The organism is Mycobacterium bourgelatii (assembly GCF_010723575.1).
Lineage (GTDB): Bacteria > Actinomycetota > Actinomycetes > Mycobacteriales > Mycobacteriaceae > Mycobacterium > Mycobacterium bourgelatii.
The window spans coordinates 2432820-2455957 of sequence record NZ_BLKZ01000001.1 but is presented as its reverse complement, the minus strand read 5'-3'; the positions used below and the strand labels follow the sequence as shown (position 1 = coordinate 2455957).

19 protein-coding genes and 1 pseudogene are annotated in these 23138 nt (G+C 62.0%); 7 read left to right on the top strand and 13 right to left on the bottom strand.

Translation table 11 applies throughout. From position 1 onward, the window contains the following. Positions 1–48: 48 nt before the first annotated feature. Genes G6N68_RS11025 through gmd form a run of 3 tightly spaced genes read right to left on the bottom strand, consistent with a single transcriptional unit; the run spans position 49 to position 2779 of the window. Positions 49–774, bottom strand: a complete 726-nt coding sequence (locus tag G6N68_RS11025) for an FkbM family methyltransferase (protein WP_163718456.1) — start codon at positions 772–774, stop codon at positions 49–51. Between the two features lie 5 nt (positions 775–779). Further along, positions 780–1742, bottom strand: a complete 963-nt coding sequence (locus tag G6N68_RS11020) for a GDP-L-fucose synthase family protein (protein ID WP_163718454.1) — start codon at positions 1740–1742, stop codon at positions 780–782. Positions 1743–1756: 14 nt separating this feature from the next. Next, the gene (gene gmd, locus G6N68_RS11015) at positions 1757–2779 is read right to left on the bottom strand and encodes a GDP-mannose 4,6-dehydratase (protein WP_163711600.1); all 1023 of its coding nucleotides are present in this window, start codon (positions 2777–2779) and stop codon (positions 1757–1759) included. Between gmd and G6N68_RS11010 the strand changes: the two are divergent. Further along, positions 2751–4380 (top strand): annotated as a pseudogene (locus tag G6N68_RS11010) (glycosyltransferase family 87 protein); the annotation flags it as partial. The gene gmd and the pseudogene G6N68_RS11010 sit on opposite strands and share 29 nt — an antisense overlap. A 121-nt stretch (positions 4381–4501) precedes the next feature. On the opposite strand, the gene G6N68_RS11005 reads toward G6N68_RS11010, so the two are convergent. The 6 genes from G6N68_RS11005 to rffA form a co-directional block, all read right to left on the bottom strand. Continuing rightward, the gene (locus G6N68_RS11005) at positions 4502–5293 is read right to left on the bottom strand and encodes a class I SAM-dependent methyltransferase (protein WP_163711597.1); all 792 of its coding nucleotides are present in this window, start codon (positions 5291–5293) and stop codon (positions 4502–4504) included. Between the two features lie 15 nt (positions 5294–5308). Beyond that, complete coding sequence (locus tag G6N68_RS11000) at positions 5309–6499, bottom strand: ATP-grasp domain-containing protein (protein WP_163711595.1); 1191 nt, start codon at positions 6497–6499, stop codon at positions 5309–5311. A gap of 7 nt (positions 6500–6506) precedes the next feature. After that, positions 6507–7451: a glycosyltransferase gene (locus tag G6N68_RS10995; protein WP_205351306.1), complete on the bottom strand. Its 945-nt coding sequence runs from the start codon at positions 7449–7451 to the stop codon at positions 6507–6509. A gap of 200 nt (positions 7452–7651) precedes the next feature. Beyond that, positions 7652–8266 carry a class I SAM-dependent methyltransferase gene (locus G6N68_RS10990; RefSeq protein ID WP_163711588.1) on the bottom strand — a complete coding sequence of 205 codons (615 nt, stop codon included), beginning with the start codon at positions 8264–8266 and terminating at the stop codon, positions 7652–7654. Between the two features lie 3 nt (positions 8267–8269). Next, positions 8270–9100, bottom strand: a complete 831-nt coding sequence (locus tag G6N68_RS10985) for a class I SAM-dependent methyltransferase (RefSeq protein WP_205351305.1) — start codon at positions 9098–9100, stop codon at positions 8270–8272. Then, on the bottom strand, positions 9090–10280 hold the full coding sequence (gene rffA, locus G6N68_RS10980; RefSeq protein ID WP_205351304.1) for a dTDP-4-amino-4,6-dideoxygalactose transaminase: 1191 nt from the start codon (positions 10278–10280) through the stop codon (positions 9090–9092). The genes G6N68_RS10985 and rffA overlap by 11 nt, the downstream gene beginning before the upstream one ends. A 616-nt stretch (positions 10281–10896) precedes the next feature. Here rffA and G6N68_RS10975 point away from each other — a divergent pair. From G6N68_RS10975 to G6N68_RS10955, 5 genes are all read left to right on the top strand, one after another. After that, positions 10897–12165, top strand: a complete 1269-nt coding sequence (locus tag G6N68_RS10975) for a polysaccharide biosynthesis protein (protein WP_163711581.1) — start codon at positions 10897–10899, stop codon at positions 12163–12165. Between the two features lie 328 nt (positions 12166–12493). Continuing rightward, positions 12494–13585 (top strand): CDP-glucose 4,6-dehydratase, encoded by a 1092-nt coding sequence (gene rfbG, locus G6N68_RS10970; RefSeq protein WP_443093974.1) that lies wholly within the window; start codon positions 12494–12496, stop codon positions 13583–13585. Next, entirely contained in the window at positions 13582–13794 is a 213-nt protein-coding gene (locus G6N68_RS10965) for a dodecin (protein WP_163711578.1), read from the top strand. The genes rfbG and G6N68_RS10965 overlap by 4 nt, the downstream gene beginning before the upstream one ends. Positions 13795–13978: 184 nt before the next feature. Then, positions 13979–14677: a class I SAM-dependent methyltransferase gene (locus G6N68_RS10960; protein WP_240355434.1), complete on the top strand. Its 699-nt coding sequence runs from the start codon at positions 13979–13981 to the stop codon at positions 14675–14677. Between the two features lie 19 nt (positions 14678–14696). Continuing rightward, positions 14697–15683: a 1-aminocyclopropane-1-carboxylate deaminase/D-cysteine desulfhydrase gene (locus tag G6N68_RS10955; RefSeq protein ID WP_163711573.1), complete on the top strand. Its 987-nt coding sequence runs from the start codon at positions 14697–14699 to the stop codon at positions 15681–15683. A 13-nt stretch (positions 15684–15696) separates the two neighbouring features. Here the strand turns inward: G6N68_RS10955 and lipL are convergent, their stop codons facing one another. The 4 genes from lipL to mutA form a co-directional block, all read right to left on the bottom strand. Next, complete coding sequence (gene lipL, locus G6N68_RS10950) at positions 15697–16983, bottom strand: esterase/beta-lactamase LipL (RefSeq protein ID WP_163711568.1); 1287 nt, start codon at positions 16981–16983, stop codon at positions 15697–15699. A 63-nt stretch (positions 16984–17046) separates the two neighbouring features. After that, positions 17047–18018, bottom strand: coding sequence for a methylmalonyl Co-A mutase-associated GTPase MeaB (gene meaB / locus G6N68_RS10945; protein WP_163711565.1), 972 nt, complete (start codon positions 18016–18018; stop codon positions 17047–17049). 76 nt (positions 18019–18094) lie between these two features. Then, entirely contained in the window at positions 18095–20368 is a 2274-nt protein-coding gene (gene scpA, locus G6N68_RS10940) for a methylmalonyl-CoA mutase (RefSeq protein WP_163711561.1), read from the bottom strand. Then, positions 20369–22228, bottom strand: a complete 1860-nt coding sequence (gene mutA, locus G6N68_RS10935; protein ID WP_163711560.1) for a methylmalonyl-CoA mutase small subunit — start codon at positions 22226–22228, stop codon at positions 20369–20371. 180 nt (positions 22229–22408) lie between these two features. Here mutA and G6N68_RS10930 point away from each other — a divergent pair, with 180 nt between their 5' ends. Next, entirely contained in the window at positions 22409–23134 is a 726-nt protein-coding gene (locus G6N68_RS10930; protein ID WP_163711556.1) for a TVP38/TMEM64 family protein, read from the top strand. Positions 23135–23138 lie beyond the last annotated feature (4 nt).

Below are 23138 nucleotides of genomic sequence, written 5' to 3'. Positions count from 1 at the left end.
CGTGGGCCGCAAACTCGACGCACTCTTTGACGGCAGTGCGCGCAGGGGTCAGTCGCTGCCGCGGAAGAAAATGCCGTCGGCCTGCAGCATGCGACCGTTACGCGGGTCGGTGAATCCAGGTTGCAAACCGGAGAGCGTAAAGCCTAGGGAATCCACGACATCGAGCGCCTCGCGAATGAGCATGCCGCCCTCATATAAAGGCTGGAACGACAATTCGAGCTGCATGCCCTCGCAGCGGTCCTTGATCGTCGCAAGCGCTCCCTCGATCACCTGCTTCTCGAATCCCTGGACGTCGATCTTGAGGAAGGCGACTTCGCCCGGTCGTAGTACTTCCGACGCCACAGAATCGAGTCGATGTATCGGCACCTCTTCGGTGCCAACGTAGTTCGCCGGAGGAAAGGCATCCTGGTGCCGTTTCAGCATCGGCAACGCGGAACTGCTTGCGCCCTCGTTGCCTGCGACATTGATCGAGATCGTTCCGTCGGCGTCGCCAAGTGCACAGCGCCGGCATTCCCACAGCGGATCGCTCGCTGCGCTGCGCTCCAAGACGGCAAACGGCCCGGACAGCGGCTCGAAAGAGACGATGCGGCCGGTGAACCCCGCCGCCCGCAGTCCCGTGGCGTACTGTCCCAGGTTCGCGCCCACATCAAGGACGACGGTTACCCCATGCGCTTGCAGTTGGAGCATGAAATTGCGTTCCCAGTCCAGCTCGGGAAAGTAACGCGACACCTCAATACCATTGCGCCGCAGTAGATTCCGAACTCGACGCTTCATCGCGCTCACTGCCGAACCGTTTCTGCGTGTTCGCGATACCAAGCCACGGTCGCCTCGATGCCCTCGCGCAGCTCGATTTCGGGCCGCCATCCCGCCGCGCGCAACACCGAAACATCGAGCAGCTTGCGCGGGGTGCCGTCCGGTTTGCTTGCATCCCAGTGGGTTTCGCCGGTGTAGCCGACCGCCGCCGCGACCATCTCGGCGATCTCGCTGATGGTGTGGTCGATGCCGGTGCCCACGTTGACCTGAGTCGGTCCGTCGAAGTGTTCGAGCAGGTGCAGGCACGCGCTGGCCATGTCGTCGACGTGTAGCAACTCACGCCGCGGAGTTCCGGTGCCCCAGTTGGTCACTGACGGCGCGCCGCTGGCCTTTGCTTCCTCGTATCTGCGGATGAGCGCGGGCAGCAGATGCGACCCGGACGGCGAGAAATTGTCGCCCGGACCGTACAGGTTGGTGGGCATCGCAGAGATCCAGGGCAGGCCATGTTGCCGCCGAACGGCCTGGACCTGAAGGATCCCGGCGATCTTGGCGATGGCGTACGCGTCGTTGGTCGGCTCCAGCGGGCCGGTGAGCAGTGCGCTCTCCGGGATGGGTTGCGGGCTCAGTTTCGGGTAGATGCACGACGATCCAAGGAAAAGCAACCGCGGCACCCGCGCGGCGACCGCCGCATCGAGCAGGTTGACCTGAATCTGCAGGTTCTCCGAGAGAAAGTCGGCGGGATAGGTGTTGTTGGCCATGATGCCGCCGACGCGGGCAGCCGCATCGATGACGACCTGGGGTCGTGACTCGAGGATGAAGTCGAACGTCGCGGCACGATCGGTCAGATCGAGTTCAGCGCGGGACCGCAGCAAGAGGTTGGTGAATCCTTCGGCCTGGAATCGACGCAACAGGGCCGATCCCACCAGCCCGCGGTGGCCCGCGATGTACACCGGGGCGCTGCGGTCGAGCGGACCGACGGCGGCATCCATCTTGACGTCTGAGCTCATTTCTGACCGGCGAGCATCGGCTTGTCGATCCAGGGCCTGCCCTCACATTCCAGTGCGGCGATGTCGGCGTCGACCATGATCCGGGCCAGTTCGTCGGTGTGCACCGTGGCGCGCCACCCGAGCTTTTCGGCGGCCTTGCTTGCGTCGCCGATCAGCGAATCCACTTCGGTGGGCCGCAAATAACGCTCATCGAACTTCACATGCTCCTGCCAGTCGAGCCCCGCATGTTCGAACGCCGTCTGCGCAAACTCCTGCACGGTGTACCCGCGTCCGGTCGCCAGGACGTAGTCGTCGGGTTCGGGCGCCTGCAGCATCCGCCACATGCCTTCGACGTATTCGGGTGCATATCCCCAGTCGCGCACGGCATCCAAGTTGCCCATGAACACCTCTGACTCGATGCCGGCCTTGATGCGTGCCACCGCCCGAGTGATCTTGCGGGTAACGAATGTCTCACCGCGGCGCGGTGATTCATGGTTGAACAGGATGCCGTTGACGGCGAACAGCCCGTAGGCCTCGCGATAATTCCTTGTCGCCCAATAGGAGTAGACCTTTGCCGCGCCATAGGGCGAACGCGGGTAGAAGGGAGTCAACTCGTTCTGCGGCGGCGGTGATGCACCGAACATCTCCGACGAGGACGCCTGATAGAACCGGCACTGAACGCGGGACAACCGGACGGCTTCCAGCAGTCGCATCGATCCCATGCCGGTGGTGTCGCCGGTGTGTACCGGCTCGTCGAAACTCACGCGCACGTGCGACTGGGCCGCCAGGTTGTACACCTCGTCGGGTTCGATGGTGCTCAGCAACGTCACCAGCCGTGTTCCGTCGATGAGGTCGCCGTAGTGCAGAAACAGCCGGGCATCCGGTTGGTGCGGGTCGACGTAGAGGTGATCGATGCGCGATGTGTTGAACGTCGAGGCACGACGGATGAGACCGTGGACCTCATATCCCTTGCTCAGCAGCAGTTCGGCGAGATACGAGCCGTCCTGCCCGGTGATTCCGGTAATGAGCGCTCGTTTCACTGGTTTCCGTCTCACTCTCGTTCTGTTCAACGCCGGGGCGTTGCTGTCGCTTCATAGTAGATGTCGGTCGCTGCTTGCCGTTCCGCAATGCGCGGGCCGGAAGGCGGTCAGGCTGAGAAGCCGCGTTTGGACGCGCATGTTCCTGCTACCGTTTCGCGCAAGAACCGGGGAGGAGAATCCAAATGAATCGACCTCTCGAGATGTTGCGTGGTGTGGCTACGCCGTCCCGGGAACGGCTTTCCGTGGTTACCTCACAATCCGAGCGCACCCTCTTGCTCGGTACCATCCTGCTTGCATCTGCGGTTTCCGCAGTCACAGCGTACGTCCTCATTCAGTGCTATTCGGTTGACGTGGTTTCCACTCTTCTCTTGGCGCCACAGGACTGCTTTCTTGATTGGGAAAGGATCGGACGGCACTGTTTCAGCGACTACGCCATGATCGCGACCGCAGGGGTTCAACCCAAGCCCGCGGATTATCTGATCGCCCTGCCTCCCGATTATCGGCCGACCGCAATGGGAACTTGGGCGCCAGCGCGCCTCCCATACATGCTGTTTGCATTTCCCGCGCATTTGCTAGGTGTACCGCGTTTGGGGCTGGTTACTTATCTAGTGGGTCTGGCAGCCGCTGTGCTATCGCCCGCAATCTGGGCCGCCCGAGGAGCTCAAGGGCTCGAGCGGATTGTGGTCTTTGTAGCATTGGGCGTCGCCGCCATCCCGGGGTGGGGCGCACTCGACCGTGGTAATTCGACGGGATTCATAGTCCCGATCGCACTGGTGTTCTTGGTGTCGTTGATACGGCAACGGTGGGGCCTTGTCACATTGATGGTGATTCTCGCCGTTCTGATAAAGCCCCAGTTCGCAGTATTGGGGGCGGTATTGCTGGCAGCCAGACAATGGCGGTGGGCAGGCATAGGGATCGTCGGCGTCGCCATCTCCAATGTCTTCGCTTTTCTGCTGTGGCCGCAAGGCTTCCCTGGGACCATCATGCAGTCGATCCATAACATCGTCGAGTTCAATAATTCCTTCGGTGGCCTTCATGACACACGGAATGTGTCCTTCGGCCGAGCGCTGATGCTGATTCCGGACAGCATCAAGAGTTACCAAACCGGGGGGAAGATTCCGGGAGATTTCCTTGCTGGTCCGCGGACGATGGTCGGATTTGCCGTACTAGTCGTTGTGGTCATCGCAGTACTGTCATTAGGTCGGCGGATTCCGCCGCCCATGGTGGGTATCGTGTTGCTGGCTACCGCTACGTTCTCTCCCGCTTATTCTGCCTACTACTACTTGGTGTTCGTGTTGCCGGTCGCGGCGCTGATTGTGCGGGCCCCCGATGGACCACCAGGTACGGGAATATTCAACTGGCCAGCAACCGGAGCCCACGGTCGCCGCGTGATAGGTATTTGCCTGAGCTTCGCTGCAGCACTAGGCATTGTCCACATCGCCCTGCCAGGGCCGCCGTTCGATGTACCGATTTATGAGCAGTTCGGGGCTAGAGGGATCATGGGCTACACAACGCTCGTTTCGACGTCAGTGACCTGGGTGCCCATTTTGTGGCTGGTAGCGTGCGCGGCGATCATCGTTTCGTACGCACGGAGGCCGGCTAGTTTCGGCGATGAGAGCGCTTTGCATTCCGAAACGCCTAGCCCTGCAGGTGGAGTCACGTAACGCCATGCACGGTCTGGCAAGTAGTGGAACTGGGCCACACCTATCTCAAGAGTCCGGGTCAAGAGCCTTCAATCACTCCGGGCCGCTCTGGCTTGGTCGCTACAACTAGCTTGTAGTCTCCCCAGTGCGCATTGGGGAATGACCGCTCCAACCGTCGACCCACGGAATACCCGCGACCGGTCAGGCCCGGGGGAAGGTCGAAATAACTGAGTGCCAGTCGCATCGGCCAGAAGTGAAATTCTTCGCTGTGACTTATCACAAATCCTGCACTTCGAAGGTCTTCCAGCACCTGGTCGAACGATAATCGCAAAGTTCTACGGAGGAAGTTCGAATGGAACGGTTCGAGAAAGAACACTGCGCCGCCAGGCTTCAAAGCCCTATAAAATCTCCGCAGCACCGATTGAAAGTCACCCCGCGTCTGACACGCCATAGTGGCAGCCGCCCAACTCATGACCCAATCAAACTCTTCCTCGTAAGGGAGTTCGAACATTGAACACAGCTCGAACTTGATATCAAGCGATGAAGGGGTGTTCCTGCGCGCTTCGCGCAGTGTTTGCTCAGAAAAGTCGATAGCCACCACGGATGCACCACGCTCCGCGAGCATTCTCGCGAGCCGTCCCGTACCGCAACCTGCATCCAGTACCTTTGCACCCTCGAGTGGTGCAGCGAGCCTTTCGAGAGCATCCCGATGCTCTTTGGCGTACAAGCGACTCAACGACTTATTGGGCCATAGCGAGATAGATTCACCTGAGTAATCGACGGCTTTGGCGTCCCAATAGGCGGACTGAGCGTAGATTTCGGTCCGTCGATGCCTGTTCTTGAGCATCGCCCAGATACCACGTGTCAGCATAAAGCGATCTCCAATTTACAATATCCGCAATGCAATTTCTTTGCACGCCCGTTCAATGGCAAGGTCAGCAGCATCTGGTGTCCGCCCCTGTGCAATAATCTCACCAAAGCGGTGCTGACCGTTAACAAATGGAAACACGACCGTTCCAGGATCCCAATCGAGAACCATACGCTTTATCCCGTCAACTTCACACGCGGCAGCGAGCCGAGACAGTTCATATTCCAGTCGCCCCCCTCGGTTCGAATGCAATATCACTACCTTAGATGTGCCGGCGTAGGGTTGTGGCTTGATCTCCGATACCGTGCCGGTCAATGCCAGATCAATAGCGATATCTATCAGAGACACACCGTAGTGGTAGAAGACGAGTTGACTCAGAGAGTTACCCCCAATCCTGGGAGTGAGCTCCAAAAACTTTGGTTCATCGGCATTCCACACGAAATCAGCGTCGAATACCGTGGTATTGATCGAGAGCGAAGTAAGAATCTTGCGTACGTCATCCACCACACGTTTGGATTGCGCCGGAGATAGACCGGACGGAACTGTGTGCCCCGCGGTGGCGACAACCGGGAGAGGGGGAAGATGTCTTTCGGTGACGAAAGAAAAAGCGATTTCGCCATTGACAAGACACCCCTCCACGGTCCCCTGGAACCCTTGCTCGTACTGTTGGACCACAGCACGCCCAGACCGCGAGTACTGCAACGCCCGGTCGATGGCGGGTACCACCTGGAGCGGATCGTCAATCAGGGCCACACCCTTACTGCCCGAAGAATCGTCTGGCTTTACAATGCACGGGTTAGCAGGCGGGGAAAAGCTTTTCCTGGACGACGTTAGTACCTCAAACGGAGGGACCGCGTAGCCGGCCTCGTCTAAATGCTCGAAGAACGCGGATTTGCTGGTGAGCAGTTGCGCCGCCGCCGGCGGCGGCCCGAAAAGTCCTAATTCGTTGGCTACGATGGCCTGCGTCACAACGGCGACATCGGTCGCAGGCGAAATGATTCCATCAAGTTTCGACTGCTCGGCAACCTCTAGTACAGCGTCAATATCAGTTGTGCTGATGACATGTGATTCGTCACTGATCGAATGCCCAGGATTTTCCGCCGACCAATCAACTACGACGACGCGTATGCCTCTTTGCTTGGCGCGACTGATGACCTGACATTGATAGTTAGAGGCGCCAAGTACCAAGAGCGTCTGGTGTTTAGTCATAGCGTGTCTAATCTATCTCGGCCAGCCGGTTGCTCAACCGACCTGAAACGACGGTGAGGTAAATCCTGGAAAGGTAGATTCCATACACCAGTAGCGCCAACAGGATGAGGCCGTTGAAGAAAGTGGTAACCACGACCAGGCTCGCCCACCCTGGCACACCTATGTTCTCAGTCACTGCCCGCCAAATCGTTCCCACCCCCAATGCCGCAGAAAAACTAAACGCGAGGGCACAGAGGGCAGCCACAAATACGATTGGATATGCAGAATAGGAAAAAATGAGACTCGCGGCTAGGGACAAGCTTCTAGCCAGCGTATAATTTGAACTACCGTGGGCGCGTCGTTTGTGTACAACAGGGACATTTAGCCGATTGGAAGAATTAGCAAGCAGCATTGCTGTTATATATGGCCGCTCACTGGTTTGCGCTAGCACTCCTTCAACCACTGATCTTTTCATTGCCCGGAAGCTAGTGAGCTCAAACGATGGCGGAAGCTTGAAGATGCGTTTAATTAGCCGGTCGATGAAACCGCCCGCCGTGTTGCGGAATTGACTGTGTTTTTTTTGAGAATAGCTCCCTATGGCGAGATCGTAACCTGAACACACCGCGTCCACCAGGTTGACAACGTCCTCCGGACGGTGCTGGAGATCGTCATCCATCGTCACGACGATGTCGCCGGTAACCAGGGTAAATCCAGCCTGAATGGCCCGGTGTTGTCCCCCATTGGTAAAAACACGAGCAATGCGAAGCTTGGTCCCGTACACTTCCTTTGCTCGCTTCAGAACCGCCCATGTGTCGTCTGGACTCGCATCGTCGATGACGACAACCTGTAAATCCCAGTCGTTCGTTTTCCCTACGTCAAACAGTTGTTGCAATAGGACTGGAAGCGACTTTTCAGACCTGTATGCGGGAATAACAATGCTCACCTTAAGCTGAGCTTCGGCGTGCTGGGACAAGGATGTAGATGTCATGGCAAGTCAAAAAGTCTTGATAGCTGCCTACGCACCGATGCACCGTCCGCGTATGCAAATTGGTCGAGACTACACGCAGGAGTTGCTGTGGCGAACACCACGCATTGGGCGTCGTCGCCGGCCAAGCGGGCTAGTGCGATGAGCTTATCTATGACCGTGATCCTTTCTGCGACCTCTTGATATCGCTATTGCGCCGTCATGTAAAAGTATGTGTAAGGTGGAAATGCTTTAGTGGTCACCGTGCCTTCAACCTGCGAGAACACGCGTCTGGCCAATGTTTTATAACCCTCTGGCGTGCGCACGTGCCGACCCCGATCGAGACTTATGATTAGTCGCGCGATTGGATTTTGTCGCTTTATGAACACATTATCGACGGTGATCACGCGCCCACCTGGTTTAAGGACCTGGCGTAGCAGCACGAATAATTCGTTCGCTTGAGCGTCGTCCATGTGGTGCAACACCGCCGAAACGATCGCGATATCGACAGGAGGCAGCGAGCGCGCATCCTCGGGCCCAAAAAGACCTACATGGAATGTGCCCCGGTCACCATAGGTCTTGCGCGCCGTGGCTACGTAGGCGGCGTTGGGTTCCCAGCCTATGTATTCCACATCTGGCAGGTGCGCCAGCAGATGCGCCGGCCCGCAACCGATGTCCAAGACACGATCTCCAGGCTGGGCGCGGACAAATTGTTGGGCAAAATACTCACGGCCTCTTTCTGCACCCATGATTCGCTGCACGGTTTCGTACAGTGTTGGATTTTTCAGCGCCGCATATAAACCGTGCGTCCGTTCAGAGGCCAACGTTCAGTCCTTTGTGCATACAACAAAGCAGCTAGTGCCAAATGGAATGGTTCCCCCTAGCTCGATACGCCGCGCCTCGGCGTCGAGTAGCCGGTCCATCATACGTGCGGAAATCCCTTCACGCACATGCTCAGACGCGTGCAACTCCTCGTCTTCTGGGCGCCGCAGCCTCAGCAGACTGGGCAGCGTCCTTAGCAGAAATATAATCGGCGGCAGAGGAGCAAACAAATATGTGGAATATTCTAGCGTGAACCCACTTGCCGTCAGCGCACGAGCCAGCGTTCGCAGTGTGTAGCGGCGAAAATGCCCCGCAGCGACATCCTCTGCCGAGTGCAAGAATGCGTATGCTGGCACACTTAAAAAGAACCGGCCTCCTGGTCGTAACAACGCATTGACCTGCCGCAGGGCGCCCGCTTCATCCTCAATATGTTCCAGTACGTCAAACATGCCGGCGGCGCTGATGCTACCGGGAGCGATGCCAGCGTCCTCAAGCCGAGCGCAAATTACCGGGTCGATGCCCCGCGATCGTGCAGCCAGCGCTCCGTCGATGCCTGGTTCCAACAGCGCACAGTCGAGTCCCGCCTCCATTAACCCTTTCGAGACGTACCCGTTGCCGCCACCGATATCAACGAGCGTGCCCTCGGGTCGGAAACGGCGTGCCACGCTCGCGATACAGCGGTTCCGGTGGCGAAACCAGAATGAGCGGTCCTCGATCTGCAGGCAGGAAGCGTTACCGTGTTTGGGGTACGACACGGGGGCCTGCCGAGGTGCGAACCAGATGCCGTCTGCGCCACGTTCAAGACCGGGGGCGAGGCTTGGAACATCAAGTGTCATGGCGGTGTATCGCTGCGGAGCGAGATAGGTCTGAGGATGGATAGGTTTGATAGAAATCCAGCACTGCACTAGCCGCTTCTTCGACCTCATCGTCGGTCAGGTCGAAATACATTGGTAGCCTGACCAGCCGGGCGCTGATGTCGTCCGTTATTGGCAAATTTGTCGGTGGCAAAGCGAGCGACTGCGCGTACGGCGAGGAATGCAGCGGGACGTAATGGAACACAGCAAGGATTCCGGCTGCGCGCAGATGCGAGATGAGCGCCGTTCGCTCCTCGATGTCGTTGGTTAGCAAATAGAACATGTGATAGTTGGTAGAACAATGCGGCGGCACCACCGGGGTCCGGATCAAGCCGCGCTCCACCAACGGGGCCAGAATAGTGGCATAACGGTCGAATATCTCACCACGCCGCCGCGTTATCTTTTCCATATTCTCAAGCTGGCCTAGTAAGAATGCGGCGAGCATATCGGAAGGAAGATAGGACGACCCTAGATCTACCCAGGTATATTTGTCAGCCTGGCCGCGAATGAATTGGCTACGGTTCGTGCCCTTCTCTCGAAGTATCTCTGCACGTTGTTCCATGGCCGGAGCGTTAATGACAAGTGCACCGCCCTCGCCACATGAAAAATTCTTCGTTTCGTGGAAACTAAAGCAACCCAGATGACCTACAGTGCCCAGCCAGCGATCTTGGTAGCGGGCAAATACGCCTTGTGCTGCATCCTCCACTACGAAGAGATTGTGTCGGCGGGCAATGTCCATGATTGCATCCAGCTCGCAAGCGACCCCGGCATAGTGGATGGGAAATATGGCGCGGGTGCGCGGCGTAATGGCCTTTTCGATGAGTCGCTCGTCGATATTGAGCGTATCCGGCCTGATATCCACGAATACCGGTCGAGCACCTCGGAGTACGAATGCGTTGGCTGTGGAGACAAAGGTGTAAGACGGGATAATCACTTCGTCACCCGGCTGGAGATCGCAAAGAAGCGCAGCCATTTCAAGCGCGGAGGTGCAGGACGTAGTCAACAGCACCCGGCGCGCACCAAAAGTTCTCTCCAGCATGGCCTCGGTCCGCGCAGTGAAGGGGCCATTGCCGCTGGCATGTCCGCCCGCGACGGCCTGGCCCACATACGTCAGCTCGGACCCAACCACTGACGGTTTATTGAACGGGATGCGAATGGTCATCGCGTGAATTCATATCGCAATCCGTTGGTAGCCGCAGGCGAATCCAAATAGTTCATGCATCTTCCGAGGTCGCGGCGGTATGGCAGGATCCCTCCCGCCGCGATGAACGAGATGACGGCGGAGAGGCTCAGGCAGCGACGCTAACATGCAGTGGCCAGTCACGCTGCTCGGGCCCAGCCGGTCGCACGCCCAAGCGGCCCAGGGCGCCAGGGCACCATCGATCTGGCCACCACACCGAACTCGCCACTGCCTCGACGTGACGCATCGAAGATCAAAAGCTCGGTGGGTATCCCATCTCGAACGAGGGCGAATGCGTACCACGGGATTTTGATTGGCTGGCCCCGAACGCAAGGCTCCAAAATCAGAAGTTCATCGTTCGCTCGGGTAACCGTGCCAATCGCTTACTCTTGACGAACACAGCCTCATCCTGAACAACGCCGCCAACGTGCACCATCGACAACTCGGTTCACTCAGCCAGTGTGCGGAGGTTTCCGCTGACCAACTTCCACCAATCACTCATGAGCCTCGCAGCTGCTGATCAACCGCGCCTACGACGCCGATCAGTCATGACTCACCCGCACAGACAAGAATTGCGCGATCGATATGCGTGCTGGCGATGAATGAGGTCGGCGATCCCTCAGCCTCAGCCGGAGCCGTCGCACGGGGCAGCGTCGCCCGTGTCGGCTCAGCAACCGCGCTGACGGCAATCTGCGTCTACGCAGTCATCTATCTAGCGGCCCGGAACATGCCTCCGGCTAGCTTTTCGGTATTCGGGGTGTTTTGGGGAGCACTCGGTGTTGCGACCGGCGCGGCAAACGGCCTCCTCCAAGTGACGACCCGAGAGATCCGTATGACACGGTACAGCGGCATCTCCGCGGACCGGTGCACGCACCCATTGCGCGTCGCTTGGATGATCGGCAGTGTCGCAGCCATCGTGATTGCGGGCACCTCGCCGCTGTGGAGCCGACAAATATTCGCCGAGCCGCGGGAGTTGTCCGTGTGGCTACTCAGTGCCGGATTGGCCGGGTTCTGCCTTCAAGCGGCACTTCTGGGAGCACTCGCCGGCGCCAACGGGTGGACACAGTACGGGGCGTTGATGGTGACCGACGCCGTCATCCGACTGACGGTCGCGCTGGCGGCGGTCGCGATGGGATGGGGCCTATCGGGGTTCCTGTGGGCCACTGCCGCAGGCGCAGGGGCGTGGCTGCTCCTTCTTGCGTTCTCGCCCACAGCGCGTGCCGCGGCACGGTTACTAGCGCCCGAAAGCACCATGAGGTTCCTGCACGGGGCCGCTCATTCGATTACTGCCGCTCTTGCCAGCGCAATTCTGGTAATGGGCTTTCCGGTGTTGCTCAAGGCGACTTCTGACCAGTTGGGAACCCGCGGTGGTGTGATCATCCTGGCCGTCACCTTGACACGCGCACCGCTATTGGTGCCGTTGAGCGCGATGCAGGGCAATCTCATCGCTCATTTCGTTGATCAGCGGACCGAACGCATTCGAGCACTCCTCGCGCCGGCGGCGGTCATCGTCGGGATTGGAGCGGTCGGAGTGTTGGCCGCTGGCCTTATCGGCCCCTGGTTATTGCGTGCCGGATTCGGCGCTGATTATGTCGCTAGCGGTCCATTGATGGCCTGGTTGACTGCGGCAGCCGTAGCCATCGCCATGCTGTCGCTAACCGGCGCCGCGACAGTCGCGGCCGCACTGCATCGCGCCTACTCCCTCGGCTGGGTCGGTGCAACCGCAGCATCGACGTTGCTCTTGCTGCTGCCGACAGCACTCGAGACGCGTACTGTCATCGCCCTGTTGTGCGGTCCACTGGTAGGAATCGCCATCCATTTGGTCGCGCTAGCGCAGCCAGTAACTGACCAGCGACGCTCACTGTGAAGTCAGCAAATGTCAACTCGCAGCACCGAATTCAATCACTTGGAAGGGTAAACAATCCTCACCCCCAGCACCCAATTACTACCGGGCACGAAGCCATCGCCCAATCATCGGTAGAACCACAGCTGAGACAATTCGGGCACAGCAGCGCTGATTGCGTCGGCAACGCCGCGACCATCCCGCAACTGCTATCACCGCGACCGCATAATATTTGCTTTTCACCGAAACTTGCTTGAGGAGATCTGATTTCACGACTCGATACTGACTCTTCGTACGACAGCTCTGAAGTGGTTCGCCCGAGCCATCTCGCGGCGAGGCGTTCTCATGCTGCGTGCACCCCGCCCCCGAGGTAACTGTGCACTACTTGGTCACCGGACACACTGGCTTCAAGGGGCCCTGGCTCGCGCTGCTACTGCTCAGCCGCGGCCACACTGTGTCCGGCATGGCCCTTGATCCGGAGCCGGGCAGCCTTTTCGAGCGGGCACGGCTCGCTGAGCAACTTGTGTCGGATCTTCGCGTCGACATCCGTGACGCGAGCGCCACGATCGAAGCAATACAGGCAGCAGCTCCCGACGTCGTGGTCCACCTGGCCGCGCAATCGTTGGTCCGCGAGTCGTATCGAAACCCGCGCTATACGTACGAGACCAACGCCATGGGCACCCTCAACGTGCTCGAAGCCGTCGCAGCCGCCCCGTCCGTGCGCGCCCACGTCGTCATCACCACCGACAAGGTCTACCGCAACATCAATCAAGAGGCCGGCTACGTCGAGACCGACCCACTCGGTGGCGACGATCCTTACAGCGCCTCGAAGGCGATGGCCGATCTGCTTACACAGTCCTGGGTGCACAGCTTTCCCGGCTGCCCTACCGCGATCGCTCGCGGCGGCAACGTCATCGGCGGTGGCGACGTCAGTCGCGAGCGGCTGATGCCCGATTTGGTGCGGGCCTACACAACCGGCCAGGCACCTCTGCTCCGGTTCCCGCGCGCGGTACGCCCGTGGCAGCACGTGCTCGACTGCCTCAATGGGTACCTCACTATTGCTGACGCGCTGCTGGCCGGCTCCGGCGTCGACCAGTGGAACATCGGACCTGGCCGCGACAGCTTCGTCGAAGTCGGCAAGGTGGCGACATTGGCCGCCGACTTATGGGGCGGCGGCGCGCATTGGGACAACCAACCCGGTGACCACCCGCACGAGGCACACCTGCTGGCTCTCGATGCCACCAAGGCACAAACCGAACTCGGCTGGCGCAATCGACTCGGTTTCCGCGATGCCGTGACGTGGACAATCGACTGGGAACGCCGCGTTCACGACGGCGCCGACCCCCTCATCGTCACCCGGGAGCAAATCGCCGCGTTCGAAACCCTGGATCGATCCTCGGCCCGGATAGGGTCGCGATACCAGCACCTAAAGGGGACACGATGAGCAATCACACCTACCGCGTGATCGAAATTGTCGGAACCTCGCCCGATGGAATCGACGCCGCAATCAAGAGCGGACTGGCCCGAGCGGCCAAGACGATGCACGGACTGGATTGGTTCGAAGTCGAGTCGGTTCGGGGTCATCTGGTGGACGGGGCGGTTGCCCACTTTCAGGTGACCATGAAAGTTGGCTTCCGCCTCGACGAGTCCTAAAACCGAAGCCCACTGCTCCAAACGTCGGTCACCAACAGGGTGCAATCCCTATACTCAAGCGCGGCCGACAACCCAAGGGGGCATCATTAAGCGATTCCTGCAGAGCATCCTGCCTGGCTCGAAGCGTTCGTCAGCGGACGGATCGTCCGGTGAAAAGTTGCCCCCCAAGTCGCTGCAGAGATTCGTGGGCGGCGCTTACGAGGAGGTCGGGGCCGAGTTCCGTGGCTACCTCATCGACCTGTGCGGGCTGAAACCAGACGAAGCGGTGCTCGACGTCGGCTGTGGGTCGGGGCGGATGGCGCTACCGCTGACCGGTTACCTGAGCCCACAAGGCCGCTACGCGGGCTTCGACATCTCGGAGAAGGCGATCACCTGGTGCAAGGAGAACATCACGGCATCGCACCCCAACTTCGAATTCGAAGTCGCGGACATCTACAACTCGCTCTACAACCCGAAGGGCAAGTACCAGTCGCTGGACTTCGTGTTTCCCTATCCCGACGCCTCATTCGACGTGGTGTTCCTGACTTCGGTGTTCACCCACATGTTCCCGCCGGACGTGGAGCACTACCTGGACGAGATTGTCCGAGTGCTCAAGCCGGGCGGACGTAGCCTGTGCACCTACTTCCTGCTCGACGATGAGGCGTTGGCCCTCACCGCGGCCGGCAAGGGCGTGCACAACTTCCAGTACGAACGGGACGGGTACCGCACGATCCACACGAAACGTCCGGAGGAAGGTATCGCTTTCCCCGTCGACTACATCAGGGGCTTGTATGAGCAGCGCGGCCTGACCATTCAGGAACCGCTGCGCTTCGGCTCCTGGAGCGGCCGCAAGGAACACCTGAGCTTCCAGGACATCGTGATCGCGACCAAAGCCGCAAACTAGCTCCCTCGCAATAAGCCGCATGACGGCCTATCTGCACCAGCGCTTCCCCGAGTTGCGCGAGACGCTCGGCCACGTCCGCCTCGGCGACGGGCCCACTCCCCTGCGTGCGTTGTCGCACCTCAGCATGACCCAGCCAATCTGGGTCAAGGACGACGGCGCGTACGGCACCGGCGGCTGGGGCGGCAACAAGATCCGCAAGCTCGAGTGGCTCTTGCCGGACGTCAAGAAACAGCGCCGCAGCACGATCTTGACCTTCGGCGGGCTCGGCACCAATTGGGGCCTGGCGACGGCACTGTATGCCCGCGAGTTCGGCATCCACACCGCTCTTGCGCTCATCGACCAGCCCCGCGATGACCACGTCGAAGCACAGCTCGAACGCCTGCGCGCGTCCGGAGCGGACATCTACCTCACTCGCACCAAGGCGCGCACGGTGGCGGCTGCCCCTTACTTCTACGTGCGGCATCGCCGGCCCTACCTGCTTCCGGCGGGCGGATCTTCACCGCTGGGAGTGCTGGGCTACGTCGAGGCGGCGTTCGAACTCGCCGCGCAGGTTCAGGCCGGCACCATGCCGACCCCGTCGTCCATCGTCACCGCGGTCGGGTCGGGCGGGACGGTCGCCGGGCTTTATCTAGGGCTCGGTCTCGCCGGTCTCGCCGACACCCATGTGATAGGCGTCGTCGTGAACGACAAGTTGCGCCTCGACCACCGCGCCATCACCACTTTGGCTGAACGGGCAGCCCGCCTGCTCCGAGACCGCGGCGCGAACCTGCCGTCCGCAAGCCTGGCGCCAAGCCGTCTCACGCTTTTACGCGATTGGCTCGGCACCGGCTACGGCCACCCGACCAAGCAGGGCGAGCAGGCACTACGCCTCGCGCACGACACCGAGCAACTCGACCTCGATCCCGTCTACACCGCCAAAGCAATGGCCGCACTGCTTGATCTCTCGGCGAGCGGCCGACTGCCCGACGGGCCCGCGCTGTACCTCCAAACGCACGGGCCCCGCTAAAAACGCTGAAAACTCAGCCCGCGACGGCGTCCGGCTCGGAATACGGCGCTCCCAACCCGTGCACCGGCCGGTACCCGCGCTTGCGCGCCTTCGCCACAGCCTCCCGGACCAGCTTGAAGAGACCAACGGAGGCGGCGTGGTCGGTCAGCACCAACGGCGTCAGCAACCGGTTGTGCACCAGCGCGAAACCCACACCGGTGTCCGGGTCGTTCCAGCCGATCGAGCCGCCCAATCCGATGTGACCGAAGCCCGGCATCACGTTGCCGAACGGCAAGCTGTGATAACCCAGGTGGAAATTCAGCGGCAGAACCAGGTTGCGATCCCGTTGCCTCATCCGCTCGCCCGTCAGGCCAGCCACCAGTCGCCGGGACAGGAACCTGGTGCCGTCGATCTCGCCGCCGTTGGCGAGTGCGCCGTACATCCGTGCCAACGCCCTGGCCGTCACGACACCGTTGGCCGCCGGTATCTCCGCATCCAGCATCGGCGTGTCGCCCTGGACGCTCCCAATGACGCCCGGGAAGTACATGGACCGATAGCCACCGGAGAACTGATGGGCGATTTTTCGAACGGCGGAGGTCAGGACCGGATTGGCAGCAATGTCCTGCGGCATGACAATCTGGGTCGCCCGGGTCGGGGCGTTCGCTGGCGGGCGCCCGAGATGGATGCCATCGGTGCCCAACGGTTCGGCGAGCTCCTCGCGGAACAGCACCCGCATGTCCTTGCCGGTGACCGCCCTGGCCAAGCCCGACATCAGCCAGCCGAACGTCAACGCGTGATAGGCCGGTTTGCCTAGGTGGCGACCGGGAGGCGCTGCGGCCAGCCGCTCCTCCATAACAACGTGATTCAGCAAGTCTTCTTGAGTCGCTCCGCGCAACCCGGAGAGGCCGGCCTGGTGTCGCATGACATCGCGAACCGTCATCTCCGATTTGCCGTTGGCCCCGAACTCGTGCCAGTACTCGGCAACCGGTGCCTCGTAGTCGATCAGCCCCCGGTCGGCCAGTCGGTGGATGACCGTGGCGGCCATACCCTTGGTCGCCGAGAACACCATGGGGGCGCTGTCTGCCGACCAGGGCACCTCCCCGTCCCGGTCAGCCCACCCTTTCCAGACATCGACGACGGGTTGGCCGTCGAGATAGACCGCCAGCGCCCCGCCGCCGAACCGGCGCCCGGGGAACATGGTGGAGAAGGCACGAACGACGCAAGCAAAGTGCGAGTCCGCAGCGCCGAACACACCATGCCCTGCGTCGGGGGCACCGTGGGAAGGGTCCGCGCGGCGATTGACTCCGATGTCTACCGTCACGGCGTCGAATTTACTAAATGTTTCTGATAACCGGTGGCAAACATTGATTAATTTACCTTTCCGTTATTGCGTCGCGACTGACAGAATTTGCTGAGCCGCCAGCGCCGGGGTCAATTCCCCCGCCCGGACCTGGCGTTCCACCTCGGCACGCACCTTGCGTACTTCCGGATGGGACAGCACCCGATCCAGGACCTCGTCGCGAACCATCTGCCAGGTCCAGTCCACTTGCTGGTCGCGCCGACGGGCTTCGAACTCGCCCGCGTCGGAGAGCACCTTGCGGTGCCGCTCGATGGTCTCCCACAGTTCGGCCAGTCCGCTGCCCTCAACCGCGCTCATGGTGAGAACCGGTGGCCGCCAAAGCGTTTCGCGCGGATAAATCAGTCTGATGGCCCCGGTCAGCTCGCGTGCCGCCAGTCGCGCCTCCCGTAGGTGGTCGCCGTCGGCCTTGTTGACCACCACGATGTCGGCGAGTTCCAGCACGCCCTTCTTGATGCCCTGCAGCTGATCCCCGCTGCGGGCCAGGGTCAGCAGCACGAACGTGTCGACCATTTTGGCCACCGCGACTTCGGATTGGCCGACACCGACCGTCTCGATCAGGATTATGTCGAATCCGGCGGCCTCCAATAACACCACTGTTTCTCGGGTGGCCTTCGCCACCCCGCCCAGCGTTCCCGAGGTCGGAGAGGGACGGATGTAGGCATCCGGGTGGGTCGCCAGCCTGGCCATCCGGGTCTTGTCACCCAGAATCGACCCGCCGGTGCGCGTCGACGAGGGGTCGACGGCCAGCACCGCCACCTTGTGCCCTTGCTCGATCAGGTGCATGCCGAGCGCTTCGATGGTGGTGGACTTGCCCACCCCCGGCACCCCGGTGATGCCGACCCGGTGGGCATTGCCGGAATCCGGCAGCAGCTCCAGCAGCAGTTGTTGGGCCCGCTCGCGGTGGTCGGCGCGCGTCGACTCGAGCATTGTGATGGCCCGCGGCAGGGCCGCGCGATCACCAGCGCGGATAGCGTCGGCCAGGTTTTTTGACGTCATCTGATGTTGACTCTGCGCTCAGGGCGCGGTCGACCTGCAATTTGTCGCCATAGCCGCAGAATCAACGCCATATGCATTAGCCCAGCGTGTATCCCAGCTGCTCGGCCAGCTTGTGCAGCAGGCCGACAGCGGCGTCGGCGATCACCGTTCCCGGCGGGTAGATGGCCGCAGCGCCGGCCTCGTACAGCTCGTCGAAGTCGCCGGGCGGGATGACGCCGCCGACCACGATCATGATGTCAGGGCGGCCCACCTCGGCCAGGGCGTCGCGAAGCGCGGGAACCAGGGTCAGGTGACCGGCGGCCAGCGAGGACACCCCGACCACATGTACGTCGTTGTCCGCGGCTTGGCGGGCCACCTCCTCCGGCGTGGAGAACAGCGAGCCGACGTCGACGTCGAAGCCGATGTCCGCGAACGCCGTCGCAATCACCTTCTGCCCACGGTCGTGACCGTCCTGGCCCATCTTGGCGACCAGGATGCGCGGCCGGCGGCCGTCGGCCTCGGCGAACTTCTCGACCAGTTCGGTTGCTTTGGAGAGCGGGGTGATGTTGGCGCCTCCCTGGATTTCGTCGCGGTAGACGCCGGCGATGGTACGGATCTCCGCCTGGTGACGGCCCCAGACCCGTTCCAGCGCGTCGGAGATTTCGCCGACCGTCGCCTTGTGCCGGGCCGCGTTGATGGCCAGAGCCATCAGATTATTGCTCAGCCCGTCGGGATCAGTCCGGCCGCCGGCCGGGTTTTCAGCCGCAGCCGCACGACTCAACTCCGCCAGCGCGGCCTCGACCGCCGCGTTGTCCCGGCTTTCCCGCAACTCTTTGAGCTTGGCGAGCTGCTCGGCGCGCACCCGGCTGTTCTCGACCTTGAGCACCTCGATCTCGTGGTCCTCTTCGACCTGGTACTTGTTGACCCCGATCACCGGCTGCTGGCCGGAGTCGATCCGGGCCTGGGTGCGCGCTGCCGCTTCCTCGATGCGCAGCTTGGGAATGCCCTCGCTGATCGCCTGGGCCATGCCGCCGTGCTCGGCGACCTCCTCGATGTGGGCGCGGGCCTGCTGCGCGAGCCGATGGGTCAACCACTCGACGTAGTAGGAACCCGCCCACGGGTCGATCGGTCGAGTGGTGCCGGATTCCTGCTGCAACAGCAACTGCGTGTTGCGCGCGATGCGAGCGGAGAAGTCGGTGGGCAACGCCAGTGCCTCGTCGAGCGCGTTGGTGTGCAACGACTGGGTGTGCCCCTGAGTGGCGGCCATCGCCTCGATACAGGTGCGTGCGACGTTGTTGAACACGTCCTGCGCCGTCAGCGACCATCCCGAGGTTTGCGAATGTGTGCGCAGCGAAAGCGATTTGGGGTTCTTGGGGTTGAACTTGGCCACCAGTTCGCTCCACAACAGCCGTCCGGCCCGCAGCTTGGCGACTTCCATGAAGAAGTTCATCCCGATGCCCCAGAAGAACGACAGCCGCGGGGCGAACTTGTCGATGTCCAGTCCGGCGTCCAGACCGGCCTTGATGTATTCGACGCCGTCGGCCAGCGTGTAGGCCAACTCCAAATCGGCTGTGGCACCGGCTTCTTGGATGTGGTAGCCGGAGATCGAAATGGAGTTGAACTTCGGCATCTTGGCGCTGGTGTAGCCGAAGATGTCGGAGATGATCCGCATGGACGGCTTCGGCGGATAGATGTAGGTGTTGCGGACCATGAACTCTTTGAGGATGTCGTTCTGGATGGTCCCCGCCAGTTTCTCCGGCGGCACACCCTGCTCCTCGGCGGCGACCACGTACAACGCCAGAATCGGCAGCACGGCGCCGTTCATGGTCATCGACACCGACACCGAGGACAGGTCGATCCCGTCGAACAGCTGACGCATGTCCAGAATGGAATCGATTGCCACACCGGCCATTCCGACATCGCCCTGCACGCGAGGATGATCCGAGTCGTAACCCCGGTGGGTGGCCAGGTCGAACGCCACGGACAGGCCCTTCTGACCCGCAGCCAGGTTGCGACGGTAGAACGCGTTGGACTCCGCGGCGGTGGAGAATCCGGCATATTGCCGAATGGTCCACGGCTGGTTGACATACATCGTCGGGTAGGGCCCGCGCAGGAACGGTGGCTCCCCGGGGAAGGTGTGCAGCGGGTAGCCCTCGGCCTCGGCCGCACGACGGTCCGCGGCGATGTAAACCGGTTTGACGTCAATGCCTTCCGGCGTCTGCCACACCGACTCCTCAGGCGTGTACTGGTGGGCCTTGGCGGCCGCCTCCACATGCTCTTGCACCGTCTCTTCAGTGGGCGGCTTGGTGGGGCGCTCGCTGTGCAGCGGTACGTCGGCGAAACTGCCGATCGAGGGAACGGTGGCGGTCATTTAGGCTCCCAACCGGGTCAGCAGTTCCGAAAGGGCTTCGACTGCATTGATTTTCGCGGTCAGATAATCGTCGGGCCGGTCTTGGGCCTCCCCAACTGCCCGCTCCGGTCCGGCCAGGTACACGCGCTCAACACCGGCGCTGCGCGCTGCGCGTACCACGTTGCCGGCCTCGTCGGCGTAGCGCTTGTCGGTACCGCAGATCACCGCGACGGACAACGAGCCGGCTTCAGCGACGGCATCGGCCACGCCCGCGGCGTCTACGGTGCCGGGGTTGACGGCCTCAATACCGCCCGAGGCCAACAGGTTTGTTGCGAACGTGGCGCGAATGTTGTGCTCGGCCAGTGGGCCCAACGGCAGCAGCAGCACCTGCGGCCGCTTGCCCTCTTTGGCCAGGTAGGCGTCCGACCGGTCGCGCAGCGCTTCGAACTCGGCGGCATAGCGCACCACGTGCCCGGCGCGGCCCAACGAGTCGCCCTGCGGCAGTGGGGCTTCACCCAGGTTTGGAAATTCGTTGACACCGGTGACCGCGATGCGGCGATGCGCGATGTCATCCGCGCGCCGCACGGCGATCTCGCCGATCTCACCGGCCAGCCAGTCGTGCGCCTCGGCGAAGCCACCGCGGGCTTCGATCGCCTGGAAGTGCTCCCAGGCCCGCTCGGCGAGCTCTTTGGTCAGGTCTTCGACGAACCACGAGCCGCCGGCCGGGTCGAGCACGCGACCGACGTGGGACTCTTCCAGCAACAGCAGCTGGGTGTTGCGGGCGATCCGGCGGGCGAAGCTGGTCGCCGTTCCTGGCCAGCCGCCGGGGATGGCCACGTCGAACGCGTACACCAGCACCGTGTCGGCACCGCCGACTCCCGCCCCGAACGCCGCCAGCGTGCAGCGCAGCATGTTCACCCAAGGGTCACGCTGGGTCATCATCGGCAGCGACGTCTCGGCGTGCACGACTGCGGCGCCCCGATCCGGGGCACCCGCCACCTCGGCGACGCGTGCCCACAGCAGACGAGCCGCGCGCATCTTGGCCAGCGTCATGAACTGGTCGTCGTCGGCGGCCAGCCGAAGGCTGATCTGCTGCAGCGCGTCACCAATCGGCAGTCCGGATTCGGTGAGCAGCCGAAGGTAAGCCACCGCGGCCGCGATCGTGGCCCCGAGCTCCCACGCCGCCGTGGCGCCGAGGTTGTGGAATGCGGGTCCGTCCACGGTGATGGCCCGCACCCCTTGCTGACCGGCGGCGCGGGCGGCGACGGCCACGACGTCCTCGATGGCCGGGGCGTTGCGCTCGCTGAACGTCGCGGTCAGGGGGTCGGCGCCCAGGTCGATCGATACCGTCGCGCGCTGGTCGGCCTCCACCTCACCGGACAGGCCCAGCAACACGTCCGCGGCGTATGTGTAGTGGGCGCCCGCGTCCAGGATCACCGGCGCCAAGCTCAGGTACACGCCTTGGAGCAGCGCCCCCAGCTGGTCCGGGGCCACACCGCGCTCCCCCACCCTGACGAGCAGCCCGCTGACACCTTCATTGAGAGCGGCCAACAGCGCCTCGTTGGCTTCGGCGGTAGCCAGCCCGGGCAGCGGGAAAGCTTCGATGACTTTCCAGCCGGACTTGACGTCGCGCACTGCGTCGCCCCCGCGCACGAAGGGCCATTCGCCCGGTAGTGGCGGTTCGGGCAGTTCATCGAAGACCGTGTAGAGCGGCCGGATGGAAAAGCCGTCATATGTGGGCGTGTTCAGGCGCTGCTCGGGTTCGTCGCCCAGTTCGGCTGGGTCCGTACGAGTGCTCTTGGCCAGCACCCCAGCTACCGCACTGCGCCAACGCCCGCGAACCTGTTCTAGGTCGGCGAGTTCGGGTACATCAATGGACACCGACTGCTCCTATTTCCGCAGCAAGGACACGTTGTTTCCGGACTGCAATTTACTAATAAGGCTAGTTGATTGCGCATCCGGAATTTACCGCCCCGGTTGGCGTCCCGACGCCTCGGTGTGACAAGAAACGCCAGCCTAAGGACACAAGACTTTCATTTTCGCCCCGTACCCTTGAATGCCGTGACTGCCCCTGTCCTGTGCAAAGCCACTGATCGGGCGCGCGGGTTCGCCGGCGCGCTCGGAGTGGCCGCGCGTGGGGTCTCCCGACCGCGGGTGCTGGGCTTCGTGGTGGGAATCACAGTCTTGGTAGCGGTGGCGTTGCTGGTTCCGCTGCCTACGGCAGTGCAGATGCGCGACTGGTCGAAAGCGGTAGGCCCATGGTTCCCGCTGGCGTTTCTTGGGGCGCACATCGTCATGACCGTGGTGCCGGTCCCTCGCACGGCGTTCACCCTGGCCGCCGGTCTGCTGTTCGGCCCGGCACTGGGGGTGGCGATCGCGGTGGGCGCCAGTACCGCGAGCGCGGTGATCGCGATGCTGCTGGTGCGGGTCGCGGGGTGGCGGCTGCACAGTCTGACTCACCACCAGGCGGTCCACGCCCTAGACCAGCGCCTGCGTGAGCGGGGCTGGCCGGCCGTTCTGTCGCTGCGATTGATCCCGGCCGTGCCGTTCTCCGCGATCAACTACGCGGCCGGTGCGTCGGCGGTCCGGGTGACTCCGTACCTGCTGGCCACCTTCGCCGGCCTGGTGCCCGGCACCGCGGCCGTGGTGATCCTCGGCGATGCCCTCACCGGTGCCGTCGACCCACGGCTTCTTGCGGTGTCAGTGTGCACGGGAGCGCTCGGGTTTGCGGGCCTTCTATTCGAAGTGCGGACCTACCGCCACCAGCACAGACAACCCGCTAGCTGAGCGG

What these genes read in the sequence shown, in the direction of transcription:
- G6N68_RS11025 (WP_163718456.1), bottom strand. Translation starts at nt 774, where the DNA reads ATGAAGCGTCGAGTTCGGAATCTACTGCGGCGCAATGGTATTGAGGTG.
- G6N68_RS11020 (WP_163718454.1), bottom strand. Translation starts at nt 1,742, where the DNA reads ATGGATGCCGCCGTCGGTCCGCTCGACCGCAGCGCCCCGGTGTACATC.
- G6N68_RS11005 (WP_163711597.1), bottom strand. Translation starts at nt 5,293, where the DNA reads ATGCTGACACGTGGTATCTGGGCGATGCTCAAGAACAGGCATCGACGG.
- G6N68_RS11000 (WP_163711595.1), bottom strand. Translation starts at nt 6,499, where the DNA reads ATGACTAAACACCAGACGCTCTTGGTACTTGGCGCCTCTAACTATCAA.
- G6N68_RS10985 (WP_205351305.1), bottom strand. Translation starts at nt 9,100, where the DNA reads ATGACACTTGATGTTCCAAGCCTCGCCCCCGGTCTTGAACGTGGCGCA.
- rffA (WP_205351304.1), bottom strand. Translation starts at nt 10,280, where the DNA reads ATGACCATTCGCATCCCGTTCAATAAACCGTCAGTGGTTGGGTCCGAG.
- G6N68_RS10975 (WP_163711581.1), top strand. Translation starts at nt 10,897, where the DNA reads ATGAATGAGGTCGGCGATCCCTCAGCCTCAGCCGGAGCCGTCGCACGG.
- G6N68_RS10965 (WP_163711578.1), top strand. Translation starts at nt 13,582, where the DNA reads ATGAGCAATCACACCTACCGCGTGATCGAAATTGTCGGAACCTCGCCC.
- G6N68_RS10955 (WP_163711573.1), top strand. Translation starts at nt 14,697, where the DNA reads ATGACGGCCTATCTGCACCAGCGCTTCCCCGAGTTGCGCGAGACGCTC.
- meaB (WP_163711565.1), bottom strand. Translation starts at nt 18,018, where the DNA reads ATGACGTCAAAAAACCTGGCCGACGCTATCCGCGCTGGTGATCGCGCG.
- scpA (WP_163711561.1), bottom strand. Translation starts at nt 20,368, where the DNA reads ATGACCGCCACCGTTCCCTCGATCGGCAGTTTCGCCGACGTACCGCTG.